This window comes from Mycobacterium sp. IDR2000157661, from assembly GCF_022317005.1.
Classification (GTDB): Bacteria; Actinomycetota; Actinomycetes; order Mycobacteriales; family Mycobacteriaceae; genus Mycobacterium.
This window is the reverse complement of record NZ_CP081006.1, coordinates 1,853,197-1,872,508: the sequence shown is the minus strand read 5'-3', so window position 1 is coordinate 1,872,508 and position 19,312 is coordinate 1,853,197. Positions and strand designations below refer to the sequence as shown.

14 protein-coding genes and 2 pseudogenes are annotated in these 19,312 nt (G+C 67.8%); 8 read left to right on the top strand and 8 right to left on the bottom strand.

Features of this window, described 5'->3' with window-relative positions:
• Positions 1-4: 4 nt before the first annotated feature.
• From K3G64_RS10030 to rraA, 4 genes and pseudogenes are all read left to right on the top strand, one after another.
• Positions 5-919 carry a copper resistance D family protein gene (locus K3G64_RS10030; protein WP_238949543.1) on the top strand — a complete coding sequence of 305 codons (915 nt, stop codon included), beginning with the start codon at positions 5-7 and terminating at the stop codon, positions 917-919.
• A gap of 183 nt (positions 920-1,102) precedes the next feature.
• Positions 1,103-1,250, top strand: a pseudogene (locus K3G64_RS25675) (hypothetical protein); the annotation flags it as partial.
• A 308-nt stretch (positions 1,251-1,558) separates the two neighbouring features.
• Positions 1,559-2,314 (top strand): MerR family transcriptional regulator, encoded by a 756-nt coding sequence (locus K3G64_RS10020; protein WP_238949540.1) that lies wholly within the window; start codon positions 1,559-1,561, stop codon positions 2,312-2,314.
• Positions 2,315-2,323: 9 nt separating this feature from the next.
• Positions 2,324-2,803 carry a ribonuclease E activity regulator RraA gene (gene rraA, locus K3G64_RS10015; protein ID WP_238949539.1) on the top strand — a complete coding sequence of 160 codons (480 nt, stop codon included), beginning with the start codon at positions 2,324-2,326 and terminating at the stop codon, positions 2,801-2,803.
• A gap of 3 nt (positions 2,804-2,806) precedes the next feature.
• On the opposite strand, the gene K3G64_RS10010 is transcribed toward rraA, so the two are convergent.
• A complete protein-coding gene (locus K3G64_RS10010; protein ID WP_238949538.1) occupies positions 2,807-4,282 on the bottom strand; it encodes a flavin-containing monooxygenase in 1,476 nt (491 codons plus the stop codon).
• Positions 4,283-4,361: 79 nt separating this feature from the next.
• Here K3G64_RS10010 and K3G64_RS10005 point away from each other — a divergent pair, with 79 nt between their 5' ends.
• Together K3G64_RS10005 and dinB are read left to right on the top strand one after the other, a co-directional pair.
• Positions 4,362-5,009: a TetR/AcrR family transcriptional regulator gene (locus K3G64_RS10005; RefSeq protein ID WP_238949537.1), complete on the top strand. Its 648-nt coding sequence runs from the start codon at positions 4,362-4,364 to the stop codon at positions 5,007-5,009.
• Between the two features lie 20 nt (positions 5,010-5,029).
• Entirely contained in the window at positions 5,030-6,238 is a 1,209-nt protein-coding gene (gene dinB / locus K3G64_RS10000) for a DNA polymerase IV (protein WP_238949536.1), read from the top strand.
• Between the two features lie 158 nt (positions 6,239-6,396).
• Here the strand turns inward: dinB and K3G64_RS25670 are convergent.
• The 4 genes and pseudogenes from K3G64_RS25670 to K3G64_RS09980 all read right to left on the bottom strand — a co-directional run.
• Positions 6,397-6,523, bottom strand: a pseudogene (locus tag K3G64_RS25670) (hypothetical protein); the annotation flags it as partial.
• Between the two features lie 262 nt (positions 6,524-6,785).
• A complete protein-coding gene (locus tag K3G64_RS09990; RefSeq protein ID WP_238949534.1) occupies positions 6,786-7,790 on the bottom strand; it encodes a PHP domain-containing protein in 1,005 nt (334 codons plus the stop codon).
• A 173-nt stretch (positions 7,791-7,963) separates the two neighbouring features.
• Positions 7,964-8,557, bottom strand: coding sequence for a TIGR03086 family metal-binding protein (locus K3G64_RS09985; RefSeq protein WP_238949533.1), 594 nt, complete (start codon positions 8,555-8,557; stop codon positions 7,964-7,966).
• 30 nt (positions 8,558-8,587) lie between these two features.
• Positions 8,588-9,268 (bottom strand): potassium channel family protein, encoded by a 681-nt coding sequence (locus tag K3G64_RS09980; RefSeq protein WP_238950573.1) that lies wholly within the window; start codon positions 9,266-9,268, stop codon positions 8,588-8,590.
• A gap of 186 nt (positions 9,269-9,454) precedes the next feature.
• Here K3G64_RS09980 and K3G64_RS09975 point away from each other — a divergent pair, with 186 nt between their 5' ends.
• Together K3G64_RS09975 and K3G64_RS09970 are read left to right on the top strand one after the other, a co-directional pair.
• Positions 9,455-10,951, top strand: a complete 1,497-nt coding sequence (locus K3G64_RS09975) for a potassium/proton antiporter (protein ID WP_238949531.1) — start codon at positions 9,455-9,457, stop codon at positions 10,949-10,951.
• A gap of 37 nt (positions 10,952-10,988) precedes the next feature.
• The gene (locus tag K3G64_RS09970; RefSeq protein WP_238949529.1) at positions 10,989-11,837 is read left to right on the top strand and encodes an LLM class F420-dependent oxidoreductase; all 849 of its coding nucleotides are present in this window, start codon (positions 10,989-10,991) and stop codon (positions 11,835-11,837) included.
• A gap of 401 nt (positions 11,838-12,238) precedes the next feature.
• Here K3G64_RS09970 and K3G64_RS09965 read toward each other — a convergent pair whose 3' ends face one another.
• The 3 genes from K3G64_RS09965 to gltB all read right to left on the bottom strand — a co-directional run bounded on the left by K3G64_RS09965 (position 12,239) and on the right by gltB (position 19,229).
• Positions 12,239-13,027, bottom strand: a complete 789-nt coding sequence (locus K3G64_RS09965; protein WP_370647181.1) for a polysaccharide deacetylase family protein — start codon at positions 13,025-13,027, stop codon at positions 12,239-12,241.
• A gap of 126 nt (positions 13,028-13,153) precedes the next feature.
• Entirely contained in the window at positions 13,154-14,620 is a 1,467-nt protein-coding gene (locus tag K3G64_RS09960; RefSeq protein ID WP_238949526.1) for a glutamate synthase subunit beta, read from the bottom strand.
• A complete protein-coding gene (gene gltB, locus K3G64_RS09955; RefSeq protein WP_238949525.1) occupies positions 14,613-19,229 on the bottom strand; it encodes a glutamate synthase large subunit in 4,617 nt (1,538 codons plus the stop codon). Before gltB ends, K3G64_RS09960 begins: the two co-directional genes overlap by 8 nt.
• Between the last annotated feature and the right edge of the window lie 83 nt (positions 19,230-19,312).

Genomic DNA, 19,312 nt, shown 5'->3' with positions numbered 1-19,312 from the left:
CCGGATGCGCGCGCCGGCCGCCGGCGCGCTGATCGCGGTGGTCGCCGCCCTCGCCGCCTGGGCACTGGCCTACCCGCAGGCGACCGTCGCTTCGACGGTGATCCGCACCCTCGCGGACTGTGCGGGCGTGCTGTGCCTCGGCTTGTCGGTGCTGCCGATGCTCGACGGCGGCAGGCGCCGAGCCGAACTGCTTCGCAGGGCCGCCGCGCCAATGACCGCAGCCGGCGCGGTCTGGCTGCTGGTGGAGCTGACGCGGCTCATCGTGACGGCCGGGAAGGCGGCGGCGGTCCCGCTGCCCGAGCTCACGCTAAAGGCCACCGTGGACTTCGCGACGGCCACCGCGGCCGGGCAGGCGGGCTTGATCACCGTGGCGGCGGCCGCGGCGTTCGGCGGGCTGGTCGTCGCGCTCCCGCGGTCGATGTCGGCCAACACGGTCGTGGCCGGCGTCGCGGCGATCGGGGTGGTGACGCGCCAGCTCACCGGACACTTCGCCGCCAGCGCCGTCGGGGGCTTGGCGGTCACGGTGCACACCCTGGCCGCGGCACTGTGGTGCGGAGCCCTGGCGGCCATGGTTCTCACCGTCCAGCATCGCGGACAGTGGGCGCGGATGCTGCCGCGTTTCTCGCAGCTGTCCCTTGGGTGCGTGCTGGTGTTGACGCTAGGGGGTGTGGTGGGAGGCGCCGTCCGGATGGGTTCCGCCGCTGAGCCGTTGACCTCCGGATACGGCCGCCTGCTGGCCGCCAAGATCGCGATGACGCTGCTGCTCGTGCTGCTGGGGTGGCGCAATCGCACGATGTGGTTGCCCGCTGCGCAGGCGCACCGGGCGTCGGCCGACGTGTCCGGGGCGCGCTCGCGCGTCGAAACCGCGCTGATGATCGTCGCGCTGGCGCTGGCGGCGGGACTGGCCGTCACCGGATAACGCCACACCCGACCTGGCATGATGGGTGCCGGTCCCCGGCCCACGCCGGCGGATGGACCACCAAACTGCGAAGGAGCGCCTCCGATGGCAGACGAGCAGGGCCGACCCGACGAGGAGGCGGCCGGCGCGATACCCGCCGCCGGGTCGACGCCGCCCCCTGTCCCGGACCCCTTCCCACCCGCCGCCAAGAAGAGCCCGGCGAAGAAGGCGGCGAAGACCTCGGCGAAGAAAGCCGCCAAGGCGGCGCCGGCCAAGAAGGCGGTGAAGAAGGCCGCGCCTGCGAAGAAAGCCCCGGCGAAGAAGCCGCCCGCCAAGAAGGCCCCGGTGAAGAAGCCGCCCGCCGAGACGACGGCCGTCACCGAACCGGTGAAGTCCGAGGACGATCTGACCTCCGCCGCGAGAGTCACTGCGGCGCAAGCCAAGACGACGGTCGCCACGGCGAGCAACCCGGTGTCGGGCCCGGCACCGGTTCCTCTGATCGGCCCGGAGCCGTCCCGAGCGCCGGTAGCCGTGGCCGTCGCCGTGGGTCTGCTGGCGATCCTGGTGGTGCTGTTGGTGCGCCGCCGGTCGGCCGACGACTGACCGCGCCGACCGACACCGGCTTGACCCTCACGCGACGTCAGGGCCGATAGTGGCGCTATGGACGCCAACACCGTCGGCACGGTAGCCGCCCTCACGGGTGTCTCCGTGCGCACGCTGCACCACTACGACCACATCGGCCTGGTGGTGCCGAGCGTCCGTACTCCGGCGGGCTATCGCGGCTACACCGACGCCGACATCGAGCGGCTGCACCTGGTGCTGGTCTACCGGTCCGTCGGGTTGGCCCTCGAGGAGATCCGCACGTTGCTCGACGATGCGCAGGCAGATGTTCTCGGACACCTCCAGCGGCAGCACCGGTTGCTGTTGGAGCAGGCCGACCGGCTCGAACACACGATCAAGGCAGTGGAGGAACTGATGAGTGCACACCGCAGCGGCATCCAGTTGACGGCGCAAGAGCAGGTCGAGATCTTCGGCTCGACCGCGTTCGGTGACGAGTACGCCGCCGAGGCCCAGGAGCGATGGGGCGATACCGAGCCCTGGAAGCAGTCGCAACAGCGGGTCGCGACGTTCACCAAGCAGGACTGGATCGGGCTGAAGGCCGAGGGTGACGCGCTGCTGCGGGCTCTCGCCGACGCCAAGCGCAGCGGGATCGCGCCCGGTTCACCGGAGGCCGACGCCCTGGCCGAACGGCACCGTGCGTCGATCGAGCGGTTCTACGACGTCGATCACCAGATGCACGTCGGCCTGGCCGAGATGTATGTGGCCGACGAGCGGTTCACCCGGTACTACGACGACGCGGAGCCGGGCCTCGCGCAGTACGTACGCGACATCATCGTCGGCCGGTCGGATCGCTAGCATCGAGCGGTGCGCATCGAGTTCCGTCCCACCGCTGACCTGGTCGACGACATCGGCGCGGAAGTCCGCAGCTGCGATTTGCAGCTGCGCCAGTTCGGCGGACGGTCGCAGTTCGCAGGCCCGATCACCACGGTGAAGTGCTTCCAGGACAACGCCTTGCTCAAATCCGTTCTCTCCGAACCGGGAGAGGGCGGGGTGCTCGTCATCGACGGCGACGGCTCGGTGCACTCGGCGCTGATCGGCGACGTCATCGCGACCCTGGGCCTCGACAACGGCTGGGTGGGGCTCATCGTCAATGGTGCCGTCCGCGACTCGGCGGTGTTGCGCACCCTCGACATCGGCATCAAGGCGCTAGGCACCAATCCGCGTAAGAGCAGCAAGACCGGCGAGGGCCGACGCGACGTCGCCGTCGAGTTCGGCGGCGTCACGTTCGAACCCGGCCACCTCGCCTACAGCGACGACGACGGCATCGTGGTGGTCGCCCGCTGACGGCTACGCCGAAGCCGTCACCGACGCGCGGTGCTCAGAGAACTTCAGCGAGTCGTCGACGACCTTGCCGTGCCGGATCAGCCGCAGGTCGAGCAGGTAGTTCTGCTTGAGCCGCCAGGGAGCGACGTGCCCGGCCTTGGGCAGGTAGTCCAAGGCGCGCAGGACATAGCCCGGCGTGAAGTCCATCAGCGGGCGCTCTTCGACGCGATTGCCAGGATGCTGCGGCTCGACGGTGTCATAACCCTTGGCGTCCATGTAGTTGAGCACCCGGCAGAAGAACTCCGAGACCAGGTCGGCCTTGAGCGTCCAGGACGCATTGGTGTAGCCGATGGTGAACGCCATGTTCGGCATGTGCGTGAGCATCATGCCCTTGTAGGCCATGGTGTCGTGCAGGTCGATCGCCACACCGTTGCGCCTGATCTCCGCGCCGCCGAACAGCTGCAGGTTCAGACCCGTCGCGGTGATGATGATGTCGGCGGCCAGCTCCTTACCGGAGCTCAGCTGGATGCCGGTCTTGGTGAACCGCTCGATGGTGTCGGTGACGACATCGGCCTTGCCGGACTTGATCGTCTTGAACAGATCGCCGTTGGGGGCCAGGCACAACCGCTCGTCCCACGGGTTGTACTTCGGACCGAAGTGCTTGTCGACGTCGAAGCCCGCGGGCAAGCGCCGTTGTGCCATGGTCATGAGCGCCCTGCGCATGAAGTCTGGGTAACGCCTGCTGACCCGGTACTGGGCCAACTGGAAGAGCAGACTCTTCCATCGGTTCACCACGTAAGCCGGCTTGGTAGGCAGCATCTTGTTCATCTGCACCGCGAACGGATCTACCTCAGGCAGGGCGCCGATGTAGGTCGGCGAGCGCTGCAGCATCGTCACGTGCCCGGCGCCCGATTCGGCCAAGGCTGGAATGAGGGTGACCGCGGTGGCTCCGCTGCCGATCACCACGATGTTCTTGCCCTGATAGTCGAGGTCCTCGGGCCAGTGCTGCGGGTGGATGATCGTGCCCTCGAAGTCCTCGCGGCCGACGAATTCCGGCGTGTAGCCCTCGTCGTAGTTGTAGTAGCCGCTCGCGGCGAACAGGAATGATGCCGTCATCTCGACTTCCTCGCCGTCCCGCTCGACCCGCAGGGCCCACCGGTTCTCGGCGTCGGACCAGTCGGCGCTGAGCACGCGGTGGCGGTAGCGGATGTGCTTGTCGATGCCGTACTCGGCGACGGTCTCCTCGAGGTAGGCCATGATCGACGGCCCACTGGCGATGGCCTTCTCCGATGTCCACGGCTTGAAGCGGAAGCCGAGCGTGAACATGTCGGAGTCCGACCGGATGCCGGGGTACTTGAACAGGTCCCAGGTGCCGCCGAGGTTATCGCGGCGCTCCAGGATCGCGTAGCTCCTACCGGGGCAGCGCTCCTGCAGGTGCCAGGCGGCGCTGATGCCGGAGATCCCGGCTCCCACGATGACGACGTCGAGGTGTTCACTCATGGTACCGGAGCGTATCAACGGTGTGTCGACATCGTCAACAGTGTGTCGAGAAACTCGACACCGTGTAAAGTCAGGAGCCGTGACCACTGTCAGCCAGGCCCGCGGAGCGCGCGGCCGTCGCTCCACCCGGCCCTCGGGCGACGACCGGGAGCAGGCCATTCTCGGCACCCTCGAGCGGCTGCTCGAGCGACGGCCGCTGGCCGAGATCTCGGTGGACGACCTGGCCAAGGGCGCCGGTATATCGAGGCCGACCTTCTACTTCTATTTCGCGTCCAAGGACGCCGTCCTACTGGCGCTCGTCGAGCAGGTGATCAACGAGGCGGACGCCAACGCCGACGCCGCGATGGGCGGCATGGATGCCGCCGTCGATCCGGCCGGTGTCTGGAAGGCGATCAATGCCCTGTTCAGCACATTCGGCTCACACCGAGCGGTCACACTGGCCGGCGCGGACGCGCGTCCGACGAACACCGACGTCAGGGCGCTGTGGTCGCGCTTCATGCAGAAGTGGATCGACCACACCACCGTCTCCATCGAGACCGAGCGCTCCCGCGGTGCAGCACCGCAGACCATCCCGGCGAAGGACCTGGCGACGTCGTTGAACTTGATGAACGAGCGCATGATGCTCGCGGCGTATGCCGCCGAACAACCTGCCGTCGCCCCCGCTCAACTGGTCGACACTCTCGCGCACATCTGGGTGACCAGCATTTACGGGACGACTCTCCAGTAGTCGTACCCGGATGCGAACATATGTTCGTGTCCGGGACGGAGGCCAGCATCCTGCACGCGGATCTCGACGCGTTCTATGCATCGGTCGAGCAGCGCGACGAGCCGTCGTTGCGCGGCCGCCCGGTGATCGTCGGCGGCGGGGTGGTGCTGGCCGCGAGCTACGAGGCCAAGGCGTACGGGGTGCGCACCGCGATGGGCGGACGGCAGGCCCGCTCGCTCTGCCCGCACGCCGTGGTCGTGCCGCCGCGCATGTCCGCCTACTCGCGGGCCAGCGAGGCAGTGTTCGATGTTTTCCGCGACACCACCCCGATCGTCGAGCCACTCTCGGTGGACGAGGCGTTTCTCGACGTGTCGGGCCTCCGGCGGGTGTCGGGCACACCGGTCCAGATCGCCGCCACGCTCCGGGCCCGGGTTCGCGACCGCGTGGGCCTGCCGATCACGGTCGGCATTGCGCGGACGAAGTTCCTGGCCAAGGTCGCCAGTCAGGAGGCCAAGCCGGACGGGCTGCTGCTGGTGCCGCCCGACCGCGAGCTCGCGTTCCTTCATCCCCTGCCGGTGCGACGGCTGTGGGGCGTCGGCGCCAAGACGGCCGATAAGCTGCACTCCTACGGCATCGAGACGGTGGCCGACGTCGCCGAGTTGAGCGAGACGACGCTGTCCTCCCTGGTCGGCGGGGCGATGGGTGGCCGACTCTTCGCGCTGTCGCGCAACATCGATCGCCGACGGGTGGTCACCGGAGTGCGGCGCCGATCGGTCGGTGCGCAGCGGGCGCTGGGGCGGGCGGGTAACTCGATGTCGACGGCCGAGATCGACGCCGTCGTGGTGAACCTGATCGACCGGATCACGCGGCGGATGCGCACCGCAGGCCGCACCGGTCGCACCGTCGTGCTCCGGTTGCGGTTCGACGACTTCGGCCGGGCAACTCGCTCGCACACCATGCCGCGGGCCACCGCGTCGACCGATGCGATCCTGCAGACCGCACGGGATCTGGTCGCCGCCGCCGCACCGCTGATCGCCGAACGCGGCCTGACGCTCGTCGGATTCGCGGTCTCGAATATCGACCGCGACGGCGCGCAGCAGATGGAGCTACCGTTCTGCGAAAACGCCGACACCACGGCGATCGATGAGGCGGTCGACGGAGTGCGGCGGCGCTTCGGCAACACCGCACTGACGCGCGGCGTGCTGGTGGGCCGCGATCCCGGGTTGGAGATGCCGCAACTACCCGACTGAGCCGGACCCTTTCGGCGGGGCCTTCTTGGCCGGCGTCGCCTTCTTGGCCGGGGCGGCCTTCTTCGCGGGGGCGGCCTTCTTGGCGGGCGCAGGCGGCGGATCGGCGGCTTCCGTCTTGGCCGACCCCTGCGGGGAACTCTTCTTCGCGGCGGCCTTCTTGGCCGGCGCCTTCTTGGCGGGGGCCTTCTTCGCGGCGGCCTTCTTGGCGGGGGCCTTCTTGGCGGGGGCCTTCTTGGCCGGCGCCTTCTTGGCGGGAGCCTTCTTCGCCGCGGCCTTCTTCGCAGGCGCGCCGCGCTGTGCCGACTCCGGGTCCTTCGATGAGTCCCCCAGGCCGACCTTTCCGGCCGCTTCCCCGGCTACCCCGCGGACGCGTGCCACCAGGCCTCCGCCTGCGGCCGTAGCCAGTTCTGCCGCCCGCTGTCCGAGCGCCGCGGCCCTGTCACCGATCGATCTCTTCGCCACTGTCGACTCCAATACGCCGAGTTCTATACGGACTGTCGAAGTGGTGTACCCCCTTTGAGGCCGTTAACCGCGGGGTGTGACGAGGTCAGGACGTGGTCCACGCCAACAGCTTGTCGGCGGGCCAGGTGTTGGCGATCCGTTCGGCGGGCACCTCGGCGTCGAGCGCCCGCTGCGCCCCGTAACCGAGGAACTCCAGCTGCCCGGGCGCGTGCGAATCGGTGTCGATGGAGAAGACGCAGCCGATCTGCAGCGCGAGGTTGAGCAACCGGGTCGGCGGATCACGCCGTTCGGGCCGCGAATTGATCTCGACCGCGGTGCCGTTGTCCCGGCACGCCGTGAACACCTTCTCCGCATCGAATTTCGACTCCGGACGGATACCGCGCCCGCCGGTGACCAAGCGTCCGGTGCAGTGGCCGAGCACATCGGTGTGCGGGTTGGCGACGGCCTTGAGCATGCGTCGCGTCATCGACGGCGCATCCATTGCCAGTTTGGAATGCACACTGGCGACCACGATGTCGAGGCGCTCGAGCAGCTCCTCCTCCTGATCCAACGAGCCGTCCTCGAGGATGTCGACCTCGATTCCGGTGAGTATCCGCAGCGGCGCCACCGTTTCGCGGAGTTCGTCGATGGTGTCGAGTTGTCTGCGCAGTCGTTCCGACGACAATCCGTTGGCCACCCTCAGCCGGGGCGAATGATCGGTCAGCGCGCAGTACTCATGTCCCAGATCCCTTGCAGCGATCATCATCTCGTCGATCGGCGCGGACCCGTCCGACCAGTTCGAGTGCACATGCAGGTCACCGCGCAGCGCTGCTCGGATGTCACCGCCACCGAAATCCTGCGCGGTCGAGCGGAGTTCGGCCAGTACATCGGGTTCCTGGCCTGCCCAAGCCTGGGCGATGACCTTTGCCGTTTTCGGTCCGATGCCGGGCAGCGACTGCCAACTGTTGGCCGCACCGTGGCGCTCCCGGTCGGCCTCGGAAAGCGCCTCGACGATGTCGGCGGCGTTGCGGTAGGCCATCACGCGGCGCGGGTCTTCTCGAGCCCGGTCCTTGTAGTAAGCGATCTGCCGCAAGGCGAGCACAGGGTCCATGGCTCCAGTCTGCCCCGCGCCGGCGTTATGCCGTTGGGGCGGTTACCGCGAAGCGGGAGGCGATCGAGTGCGAGGCCGTCGGCCGGGTCGACCGCGCCGGAGCCACGGCGGTAGTTGGCCGCCGATGTGCTGGTCGGCGGTAGATGCGAAACGACGACGCGGCGACGCCCGGCTCAGGCGATGCGCGCACCCCAGGCCGGGTCCCGTCCGGTCAACGCGACCAACCGGTCCAGCACCGGTGCGTCGTCGGCGACGGGCCGCGCCGCAGCAAACAAGCCGTCCACCGGGTCCTCGGCGGCGATCTGTTCGACGTGCGGCAGTACCGCGGCCGCGGTGTCGGCGTTGACTTCGTAGGGCTGCCCGGTCGCGCGCGCCAGGTCCCATCCGTGGACCACCACCTCGGTCAGCGCGACCACGCCCGCAACCTCACCCGGGAAATCGACCCCACCGGCGCGGGACATGCCCGTCCAGGCCGGCGGGTCGGCGAAGGCGTCGGCCAGGTCCATCAGCCGCCGCGGGTACTCGGTGCGCCAGCCGGCCTCGGGCTTGGCCCCGAATTCCGGCGGTGTGTCGGTGAGCGGGCCGAACTCCTTGCGCCCGGCGGCGGCGAACGCGGACGCCAGTCCCCCGAGGTGTGCGACGAGCTCGTCGACGGGAAGGCCCTCGCACGGTGTCGGCGCGCCCAGTTGTTCGTCGGAGACGCCGGCCACCACATCAGCGGTGCGGCGGCAGGCCTTGGTCATGTCGATGGTCATGTCGGTGGTCATGTCGATACCGACTCCGACGACCGGCCGAACTCATCGCCGGGGCAGCGGCTTCAGCGCGCCGTCCACCAGGGCCGACACCTCGTTCTGTGTCGTGCCGCCGGCCAGGAACAGCATCTCGTCGCCCGCCTCGAGAACGTCGTCCGGTTGCGGCAACACGATCCCACTGGAGCGGATGACGACGGCCAGCATCGTGTTGTCCGCCAGCGGAAGGTCACGTATACGTTGACCGACGAGCGAATCCCCTTCGGGCAACGTGAGTTTGGCCAGGCTGACCTGCCCGTGACGCAGCTGCATCAATCGAACGACGTGGCCGATGTCGATGGCGCCCTCGATCGCGGCCACCAGGGCACTGGGCGCAGACACCGCGACGTCGACACCCCACGACTCGGTGAACAACCACTCGTTGCGCATGTCGTTGACGCGAGCCACCACCCGCCCCACGCCGAACTCGGTCTTGGCCAACAGCGACGCCGCGAGGTTGACCTTGTCGTCACCGGTCGCGGCGATGACCACGTCACAGATGTGCAGTCCGGACTCCTCGAGCGCGGAGAGCTCGCACGCGTCGCCGAGCAGCCAGTCGGCGCCGGGCACCGTGTGCGGTTCGTAGTGCCGCACATCGTGCTCGATGAGCAGGACCTTGTGCCCGTAGTCGAGCAACTCGTGGGCAACCGAGCGACCGACCGCGCCCGCGCCGGCGATGCCGACGCGCATCATCGGCCGATCCTCGACCGCAGCCGGTGGCTCGGAAGACCTCTTCCTGCGCCCGAACACGCCTCAATACTGACCCATGCGGACGGCGCCCTGCCCACCTACCGACCGGGACGGCCTACCCGGTGGCCGTGATAGGTGTTTACTGCACGTCGAGACGACCGGGCGCGCCCGAGCAACGGGGACCAAATGAGCTTGCAGCAGCTGTATCTGGTGCTGCTGGCCGGAGGGCTGGTGCTGTTGGCCAGCATCATCGCCACCCGGGCGGCCAGCCGGGTCGGCCTGCCCAGCCTGCTGCTGTTCCTGGGCGTCGGTGTCATCGTCGGCGAGGACGGGCTGGGTCTGGCCTTCGACGACTTCCAGCTCGCTGAACATCTCGGCACCGTGGCCCTCGCCGTCATCCTCGTCGAAGGTGGCCTGACGACGCGGTTCTCCGACATCCGAAACGTGCTGGCGCCGGCCGCCGCGCTGGCGACGGTCGGGGTGGGCGTCAGCATGGTGGTGACCGCCGCGGGCGCACACCTGCTGCTGGGGATGGACTGGCAGCTCGCAGTGCTCCTCGGAGCGGTCGTCTCCTCGACCGACGCGGCCGCGGTGTTCTCCGTGTTGCGGGTCGTCCCGCTGCCGCGGCGGGTCGCCGGACTGCTCGAAGCCGAATCCGGCTTCAACGACGCCCCGGCCGTCATCCTCGTGCTGCTGTTCAGCGTGGTGCCGCTGGAACTGGCCCCGGTGGACACGCTGGCCACGGTCGTCTACGAGCTGGCCGTCGGCGCGGCGATCGGGCTCGGATGCGGGTTTCTCGGGTCTATCGCGTTGCGACGCATCGCCCTTCCGGCATCGGGGCTGTATCCGCTCGCGACCTTCGGGCTGGGCATGGTTGCCTTCGCGGCAGCGGGTAGCGCTCACGCCAGCGGGTTCCTCGCCGCATATCTGGCCGCGGTGGTGCTGGCCAATACCGGCCTGCCGCACCGCTCGGCGACGCGGTCGTTCGCCGAGGGACTCGGTTGGCTGGCGCAGATCGGGCTGTTCGTCCTTCTCGGTCTGCTCGTCACGCCCAGCGACCTCACCGTCGAGTTGGTGTCCGGTGTCACGGTCGGGCTGGTGCTGCTGCTGGTCGCCAGGCCGTTGTCCGTCATGATCTCGCTGGCCGGTTTCCGCGTTCCGTGGCGCGAGCAGATCTTCCTGTCGTGGGCCGGTCTACGCGGCGCCGTGCCGATCGTGCTCGCGACCTTCCCGATCGTGGCGGGAGTCCCGGACAGCGGGCGGTTGTTGAACATCGTCTTCATCCTGGTCGTGGTCTTCACGCTCATCCAGGGGCCGAGCCTGCGCATCGTGGCCCGATGGTTGGGCCTGATATCGAAGGAATCCGCGCGTGAGATCCAGGTGGAGTCCGCCCCGCTCGACGTCCTCGACGCCGAGTTGTTGACGATGACGGTGCAGCCGTTCTCGCGCCTGCACAACGTCACCGTGCTCGAACTGCGGCTGCCCGACCCCAGCGTCATCACGCTGATCATCCGCGACGGCCGTACGTTCGTTCCGCAGCCCGACACTCACATCGCGGTCGGCGACGAGTTGCTCATCGTCACCACCGCCAAGACCCGCGCCATGGCCGAGCGTCGACTGCGTGCGGTGAGTAGGCGCGGAAAGCTGGCGCACTGGTTCGACGAGTACGGCGAAGCCGAGTGACGGACTGCGGGGACCGTTCGACGCTAGGGTCGACGGAGTGAGATTCGCCTTCAAGACGTCACCGCAGAACACAACGTGGGCCGACATGCTGTCCGTGTGGCAGGCCGCCGACGACATCGACGTCTACGAGTCGGGATGGACGTTCGACCACTTCTATCCGATCTTCTCCGATCCGGCCGGACCGTGCCTCGAGGGCTGGACCACCCTGAGCGCGCTCGCGCAGGCCACCAGGCGGCTACGGGTGGGTGTACTCGTCACCGGTATCCACTACCGGCACCCGGCGGTACTCGCCAATATGGTTGCGGCACTGGACATCATCTCCAACGGTCGGCTCGAACTGGGCATCGGCGCAGGTTGGAACGAAGAGGAGTCCGGCGCCTACGGCATCGAGCTGGGCAGCCTCAAGGAGCGGTTCGACCGCTTCGAGGAGGCATGCGAAGTTCTCACGCGCCTGCTGAGCCAGGAAACGACATCGTTCGACGGGCGGTACTACCAACTAGAAGACGCTCGCAACGAGCCGAAGGGCCCGCAACGACCCCACCCGCCTATCTGCATCGGCGGCAGCGGCGAGAAACGGACGCTGCGCATCACCGCCCGCTACGCGCAGCACTGGAATTTCGTCGGCGGACCGCCTGCGGAATTCGCGCGCAAGCGCGAGGTCCTCGCCGCCCACTGTGCCGACATCGGTCGGGATCCCACGGAGATCACGCTCTCCGCACATGTGCGACTGGACCACGACCGCAACTACAGCAAGGCCGTCGGGGAAGCGGCGGCCCTCGGCGAAGAAGGGCTTGACCTGGCGATCATCTACCTGCCGCAGCCACACGACCCGGTTGTGCTGGAACCGCTCGCGAACGAGATCACAGCGTCGGGGTTGTTGGGTTAGCAAAGATATTCGATGGTCACGAGAAGGTAACGATTTGGCAAATGCGGCTTCGCTTAGGGTTCGCGGGCCGCTGAAGGCGACGGCGAGTTCGCTAAATGCCGTACAGCCGGAGCTCGTCGGGGGTGATCAGCCGCTCCGCCCTGGCGGGAAATTCGCGGCTCTTCAGGGGATGTCGCAATATTGACCAGGCGATTCGACTCACCCGTGACCGTGATAGCGGGTTGAGGTACACGGCACTTACTCCTGCGTCGATACCGATAGCTGACCGAGGGCTAACCTTACCGCAGCGTCCTTATGCAGTCATTAGATACCCAGGTGTCGGCAAACTCACGGCGACTCGCCGCAATTGTTTCCAAAGTTTTAATTGTTATAGAAGTGACTGATGTGACTCAGTGCGCTGCCTATTGGAAGACGTCGTTCAGCGTCACAGTGCGCAGCCGGCGTGCGCGAATCACGTCCACCAGCCGCCCGTATACCTCGGTGACCGGTGTGTGGTTGAGATGACCGATCACGATGGCCTGCGGGTGGAAATAGCGCTCGGCCATCGCGACGATGTCGCTCGCCGGGATAGAGACGTGATCCTCCAGCGTGCCCGACCACGACGTGTTGACGGTGTAGCCCAGTTCGCCGGCCACCTTGTCGACGTGGGCATTGTGTGCCCCGTAGGGCGGGCGGAAGTACGGCCGCGGATCGACGCCGTAGGTCTTCCAGAGGAACTCGTGATTGCGGCGGAACTGCTCGGCGACCTCGATCAGTGGCAGCCTGGTGAGCATCGGGTGAGACCAGGTGTGGTTGGCGAGCTGGACCCGGCCGTCGTCGACGAGCGGCCGAACCAGGTCGGCGTGATCGGTCCACGACGGATAGATCCCGTTGACGAAGTACGTCAGCCGCACGCCGGTGTCCTTGGCGAACTGCGTGTAGGCCCGCACCACATCGGTGCTCACCCCGTCGTCCAGGGTCAGCGCCAGCAGGTCGCCGCCACCGGGCAACGTGCTCAGCACGCCCGCGGGCACCGGAATGCGCTCCGACACGGGCGGGGGCGGCAGTAACGCGGCCGGTGGGCCCGACGGCGGAGGAATCTCGGCCGCCACGCCCGCCACCTGGGGTTGCCCACCCGTGCTGCACCGGGTCACTCCGATCGCGCCCAGTGTGACGGCGGACAGGGCCGCGATGAAATGCCGCCGGTTCAGCTCGGGCCCGGCGGCCGAACTCCGGTAGCGGCCGATCGTCATCGGCACTACTGTCCCGCGGTCAGCGGCGAAAGGGTGTCATTGCGCGGCGTGTCGCGCGCTTTCCCTCCGGGTGCGAGGGGGCGCCTACCGCTGCGGGACCGCGGTCGGCTTGATCGGCGCCGGAAGGGCGGAATGGCCCATCAGGTAGCGGTCGACACCCGCGGCGGCGGCGCGGCCCTCGGCGATCGCCCACACGATCAGCGACTGTCCGCGGCCCATGTCGCCGGCCACGAAGACGCCCGGCACCGACGAGGCGAAGTCGGAGTTGCGGGCGACGTTGCCGCGCTCGGTGATCTCGACGCGCAGATCGGTCAGCAGGCCCTCACGTTCCGGACCGGTGAAGCCCATGGCGAGCAGCACCAGGTCGGCTTCCATCTGGAAGTCGGTGCCCTCGACCTTCTCGAACTTGCCCGCCTTCATCTCGACCTCGTAGCCGCGCAGACCGGTCACCCGGCCGTCGGTGCCGACGAACTCCTCGGTGTTGACCGAGTAGACCCGTTCGCCGCCCTCCTCGTGCGCTGAGGAGACCCGGTACATCAGCGGGTAGACCGGCCACGGCGTCGAGTCGGCGCGCGTCTCCGGTGGGCGCGGCATGATCTCGAACTGGTGCACGCTCTCGCAGCCCTGACGATGCACCGTACCCAGGCAGTCCGCCCCGGTATCGCCACCGCCGATGATGATGACCTTCTTGCCCTTGGCGTGGATGGGCGGCAGGCCGTTCTCGTCGGTTACCGGATCACCGAGTTGCACCCGGTTGGCCCACGGCAGGTACTCCATCGCCTGGTGGATGCCGTCGAGTTCGCGGCCCGGGATCGGTAGATCGCGCGCCTCGGTCGCGCCGCCGGCCAGGACCACCGCGTCGAAGTCGGAGCGCAGCTGCTGTGCGGTGATGTCGACCCCGACGTTGACACCGGTGCAGAACTCGGTGCCCTCGGCCGCCATCTGCTCGAGACGACGGTCGATGTGGCGCTTCTCCATCTTGAACTCGGGGATGCCGTAGCGCAGCAGCCCGCCGATGCGGTCGTCGCGCTCGAACACGGTCACCTCGTGCCCGGCGCGGGTGAGTTGCTGTGCGGCGGCCAGCCCGGCCGGCCCGGAGCCGATGACGGCCACCTTCTTGCCGGTCTTGACGTCCGGCGGCAGCGGCACCACCCAGCCCTCGTCGAAGGCTCGGTCGATGATCTCGACCTCGATCTGCTTGATGGTGACGGGGTCCTGGTTTATGCCCAGCACACACGAGCCTTCGCAGGGCGCCGGGCACAGCCGGCCCGTGAACTCCGGGAAGTTGTTGGTGGCGTGCAGACGCTCGATCGCGTCGTGCCACCGGCCGCTGCGGACCTGGTCGTTCCACTCGGGGATCAGGTTGCCCAGTGGACACCCGTTGTGGCAGAACGGGATTCCACAGTCCATGCAGCGGGTCGCCTGCTCCCGCAGCGTGTCCTCGGGGAAGTCCTCGTAGACCTCTTTCCAGTCACGCAGGCGCAGCGGGACCGGCCGCCGCTGCGGGGTCTCGCGATGAGTGTACTTGAGGAAGCCGCGGGGATCAGGCACCGGCGGCCGCCATGATCGCTTCGTCTATGCCATCCTCGTCGAGGCCGCGCTGTTCGGCCTCGGCGATCGCTGCCAGCACCCGCTTGAAGTCGCGGGGCATCACCTTGGTGAAGTGCTTCACGTTGTTGTCCCAGTCATCGAGGATGCGTGCTCCGACAGCGGAGTCCGTGGCGTCGACATGGGCTTGCACCATCTCCCGCAGCCACGAGACGTCCTCGTCGTCGAGTCCTTCCAGTTCCACCATCTCGGCGTTGAGGTTGGCAGGCAACTCACCGTTCGGGTCGTACACGTAGCTGATCCCGCCGGACATGCCTGCGGCGAAGTTGCGGCCCGTGGGTCCGAGAATGGCGATCTTGCCGCCGGTCATGTACTCGCAACCGTGGTCGCCGACCCCTTCGACCACCGCGTGCGCACCCGAGTTGCGCACGGCGAACCGCTCGCCGACCTGGCCACGGATGAAGGCCTGGCCGCTGGTGGCGCCGAACAGGATGACGTTGCCCGCGATGATGTTGTCCTCGGCGACGTAGTCGGCCGGGGCGTCGTCCGAGGGGCGCACGACGATGCGCCCGCCCGACAGTCCCTTGCCCACGTAGTCGTTGGCGTCGCCGTACACCCGCAGCGTGATGCCCTTGGGTAAAAACGCACCGAAGCTGTTGCCCGCCGATCCGTCGAAGGTGATGTCGATGGTGCCGTCCGGAAGCCCCTGTCCGCCATAGGCTTTGGTGACCTCGTGGCCCAGCATGGTCCCGACAGTGCGGTTGACGTTGGCGATGGTCGTCGAGAAACGCACGGGAGAGCCTGAATCCAGCGCCTCGCGGCACATCACGATCAACTGCTGATCGAGCGCCTTGTCCAGGCCGTGGTCCTGACGCGAACTGCAGTACAGGTCCTGGTTCATGAACGCCGACTCCGGCTCGTGCAACACCGGCGCCAAGTCGAGCTTGTAGGCCTTCCAGTGCTCGGCGGCCTTGGTGGTGTCCAGCGAGCCGACCTGGCCGACCATCTCGTTGACGGTACGGAAGCCCAACTGCGCCATCATCTCCCGGACCTCTTCGGCGATGAACATGAAGAAGTTCTCGACGAACTCGGGCTTGCCGGTGAAGCGCTTTCGCAGCAACGGATTCTGGGTGGCCACTCCGACCGGGCAGGTGTCGAGGTGGCAGACGCGCATCATGATGCAGCCCGAGACCACCAGCGGTGCGGTGGCGAAGCCGAACTCCTCGGCGCCAAGCAGTGCGGCGATGACGACGTCGCGGCCGGTCTTGAGCTGACCGTCGACCTGCACCACGATCCGGTCGCGCAGACCGTTGAGCAGCAGTGTCTGCTGGGTTTCGGCCAGGCCGAGTTCCCACGGCGCGCCCGCATGTTTCATCGAGGTCAGCGGGGTGGCCCCGGTGCCGCCGTCGTGCCCGGAGATCAGCACCACGTCGGCGTGCGCCTTCGACACACCCGCGGCCACCGTTCCCACGCCGTTCTCGGAGACCAGCTTGACGTGCACCCGGGCCTGCGGATTGGAGTTCTTCAAGTCGTGGATCAGCTGCGCGAGATCCTCGATCGAGTAGATGTCGTGGTGCGGGGGCGGCGAGATCAGACCGACGCCAGGAGTGGAGTGCCGCACCTCGGCCACCCACGGATAGACCTTATTGCCCGGAAGCTGCCCGCCCTCACCGGGTTTCGCGCCCTGCGCCATCTTGATCTGGATGTCGGTGCAGTTGCTCAGGTAGTGGCTGGTCACGCCGAACCGGCCGGACGCCACCTGCTTGATCGCGCTACGTCGCCAGTCGCCGTTCTCGTCGCGGTCGAAACGCTTGACGTCCTCGCCGCCCTCGCCGGAGTTCGACCGTCCGCCAAGGCGGTTCATCGCAATGGCCAGGGTCTCGTGCGCCTCGGCGGAGATCGAGCCGTAGCTCATCGCACCCGTGGAGAACCGCTTGACGATCTCGCTTGCCGGCTCCACCTCGTCGAGCGGCACCGGGGGACGCATCCCCTCGCGCAGCTTCAACAGCCCGCGCAGCGAGGCGATCCGCTCGCTCTGATCGTCGACGAGCTTGGTGTACTCCTTGAACACCTCGTACTGGCCGGTGCGGGTGGAGTGCTGCAGCTTGAACACCGTGTCCGGGTTGAACAGGTGGTACTCGCCTTCGCGGCGCCACTGGTACTCCCCGCCCACCTCGAGCTCGCGGTGCGCCCACTCGTCGGGACGGTCCAGGTACGCCAGCGAATGGCGGGTGGTGACGTCGTCGGCGATGTCCTCGAGCTCGATGCCGCCGACCGGGCACGTCAACCCGGTGAAGTACTCGTCGAGCACCTGCTGGCTGACGCCGATGGCCTGGAACAAGTGCGCGCCGGTGTAGGACGCCAACGTCGAGATGCCCATCTTGGACATCACCTTCAGCACACCCTTGCCCGCGGCCTTGACGTAGTTGGCCTTGGCCGCATCGCTGCTGATGCCGGTGATCACACCGCGGTCGACCATGTCCTCGATCGACTCGAACGCCATGTAGGGGTTGATGGCCGCCGCGCCGAAGCCGACGAGACACGCCATGTGGTGCACCTCGCGGGCGTCGCCGGCCTCGACGACCAGCCCGACCTTGGTGCGGGTCCGTTCGCGAACCAGATGGTGGTGCACCGCGGAGACCGACAGCAGCGACGGGATCGGTGCCATCTGCTCGTTGGACTCACGGTCGGACAGCACGATGATGCGGGCGCCGTCGCGGATCGCGGTCGACACCTTCGCCCGCACGTTGTCGAGCGCTTCCTTTAGCCCCTGCCCGCCGCGGTTTACCGGGTACAGGCACCGGATCACCGCAGCGCGCATCTCGTGCTTGTGGCCGCGGATCTCGTGGTCGGGATCCACGCAGATGAGCTTGGACAGCTCGGCGTTGCGCAGGATCGGCTGCCGCAGCCCGATCTGCCTGCACGATTCCGGTGTCGGGTTCAGCAGGTCGCCCTCCGGGCCGACGGTGCCCTGCAGGCTGGTCACCACCTCTTCGCGGATGGCGTCCAGGGGCGGGTTGGTCACCTGGGCGAACAGCTGCTGGAAGTAATCGTAGAGCATCCGCGGCCGCGCCGACAGCACCGCGATCGGGGTGTCGGTGCCCATCGACCCGATGGGTTCGGCACCGGTACGCGCCATCGGTGCAACCAGCAGGTTGAGCTCCTCGTAGGTGTAGCCGAACAGCTGCTGACGCAGCACCACCCGGTGGTGCGGCATGCGCACGTAGTCGCCTGGCGGCAGCTCATCGAGGTCGAACAGACCGGCGTCCAGCCACTCCTGGTACGGATGCTCGGCGGCCAGCTCGGCCTTGATCTCCTCGTCCTCGACGATGCGGCCCTTCGAGGTGTCGACCAGGAACATCCGGCCCGGCTGCAGTCGCATCCTCTTCACCACGGTCGACGGGTCGAGGTCGAGCACACCGGCCTCCGACGCCATCACGACGAGGCCGTCAGCGGTGACCCAGATCCGCGACGGTCGGAGGCCGTTGCGGTCCAGCACGGCGCCGATCACGGTGCCGTCGGTGAACGTCATCGACGCCGGGCCGTCCCACGGCTCCATCAAAGAGGCGTGATACTGATAAAAAGCCCTGCGACGCGCGTCCATACTTTCGTTGCGCTCCCAGGCCTCGGGAATCATCATCAGCACCGCATGCGGCAGGCTGCGCCCGCCGAGGTGCAGCAGTTCGAGAACCTCGTCGAAGCGGGCGGTGTCCGATGCGCCAGGAGTACAGACCGGGGTGATCTTGTCCAGATCCTGACCACCGAAGACGTCGGTGTTGATCAGCGCCTCGCGCGCCCGCATCCAGTTCTCGTTGCCGGTGACGGTGTTGATCTCGCCGTTGTGGGCGATGCGCCGGAACGGGTGCGCGAGCGGCCATGAGGGGAAGGTGTTGGTCGAGAACCGCGAATGCACGATGCCGAGCGCGCTGGTCAGCCGGTCGTCCTGCAGGTCCAGGTAGAACGCCTTGAGCTGAGGCGTGGTCAGCATGCCCTTGTAGACGAACGTCTGACCGGAAAGACTTGGGAAGTAGACGGTTTCGCGGCCTGGCCCGTCCTGGCCCGGCCCCTTGGTGCCGAGCTCGTGTTCGGCCCGCTTGCGCACCACGTAGGCGCGACGCTCGAGGTCCATGCCGGACGCGCCGGCGAGGAAGAGTTGACGGAAGGTCGGCATCGCGTCGCGGGCCAACGCGCCCAGCGACGACTCGTCGGTGGGCACATCGCGCCAGCCCAGCGCATGCAGGCCCTCGGCCTCTGCGATCTTCTCGACTGCCTCGCACGCGGTGGCCGCGTCCTTGGACGACTGCGGCAGGAACGCGATGCCCGTGGCATAGCTGCCCGGCTCGGGCAGTTCGAAGTCCACCACGGCCCGCAGGAACTCGTCGGGGACCTGGATCAGGATGCCTGCGCCGTCACCGGTGTTCGGCTCCGCGCCCTGGGCGCCGCGGTGTTCGAGGTTGACCAGGGCGGTGATGGCCTTGTCCACGATGTCGCGGCTGCGACGGCCGTGCATGTCGGCCACCATGGCCACGCCACACGCGTCATGCTCGAACGCGGGGTTGTACAGCCCCTGCGCACGCGAGGAGCAAGACAGCCCGTGATTCTGGGGCGCCATTCCCACCTACCCTTTTCCGCAAGTCTTACGAAGCTTCACCTGCCAGCCGTCGACAGCGGCAGTCCGCCGGCCCGGCTATGGAG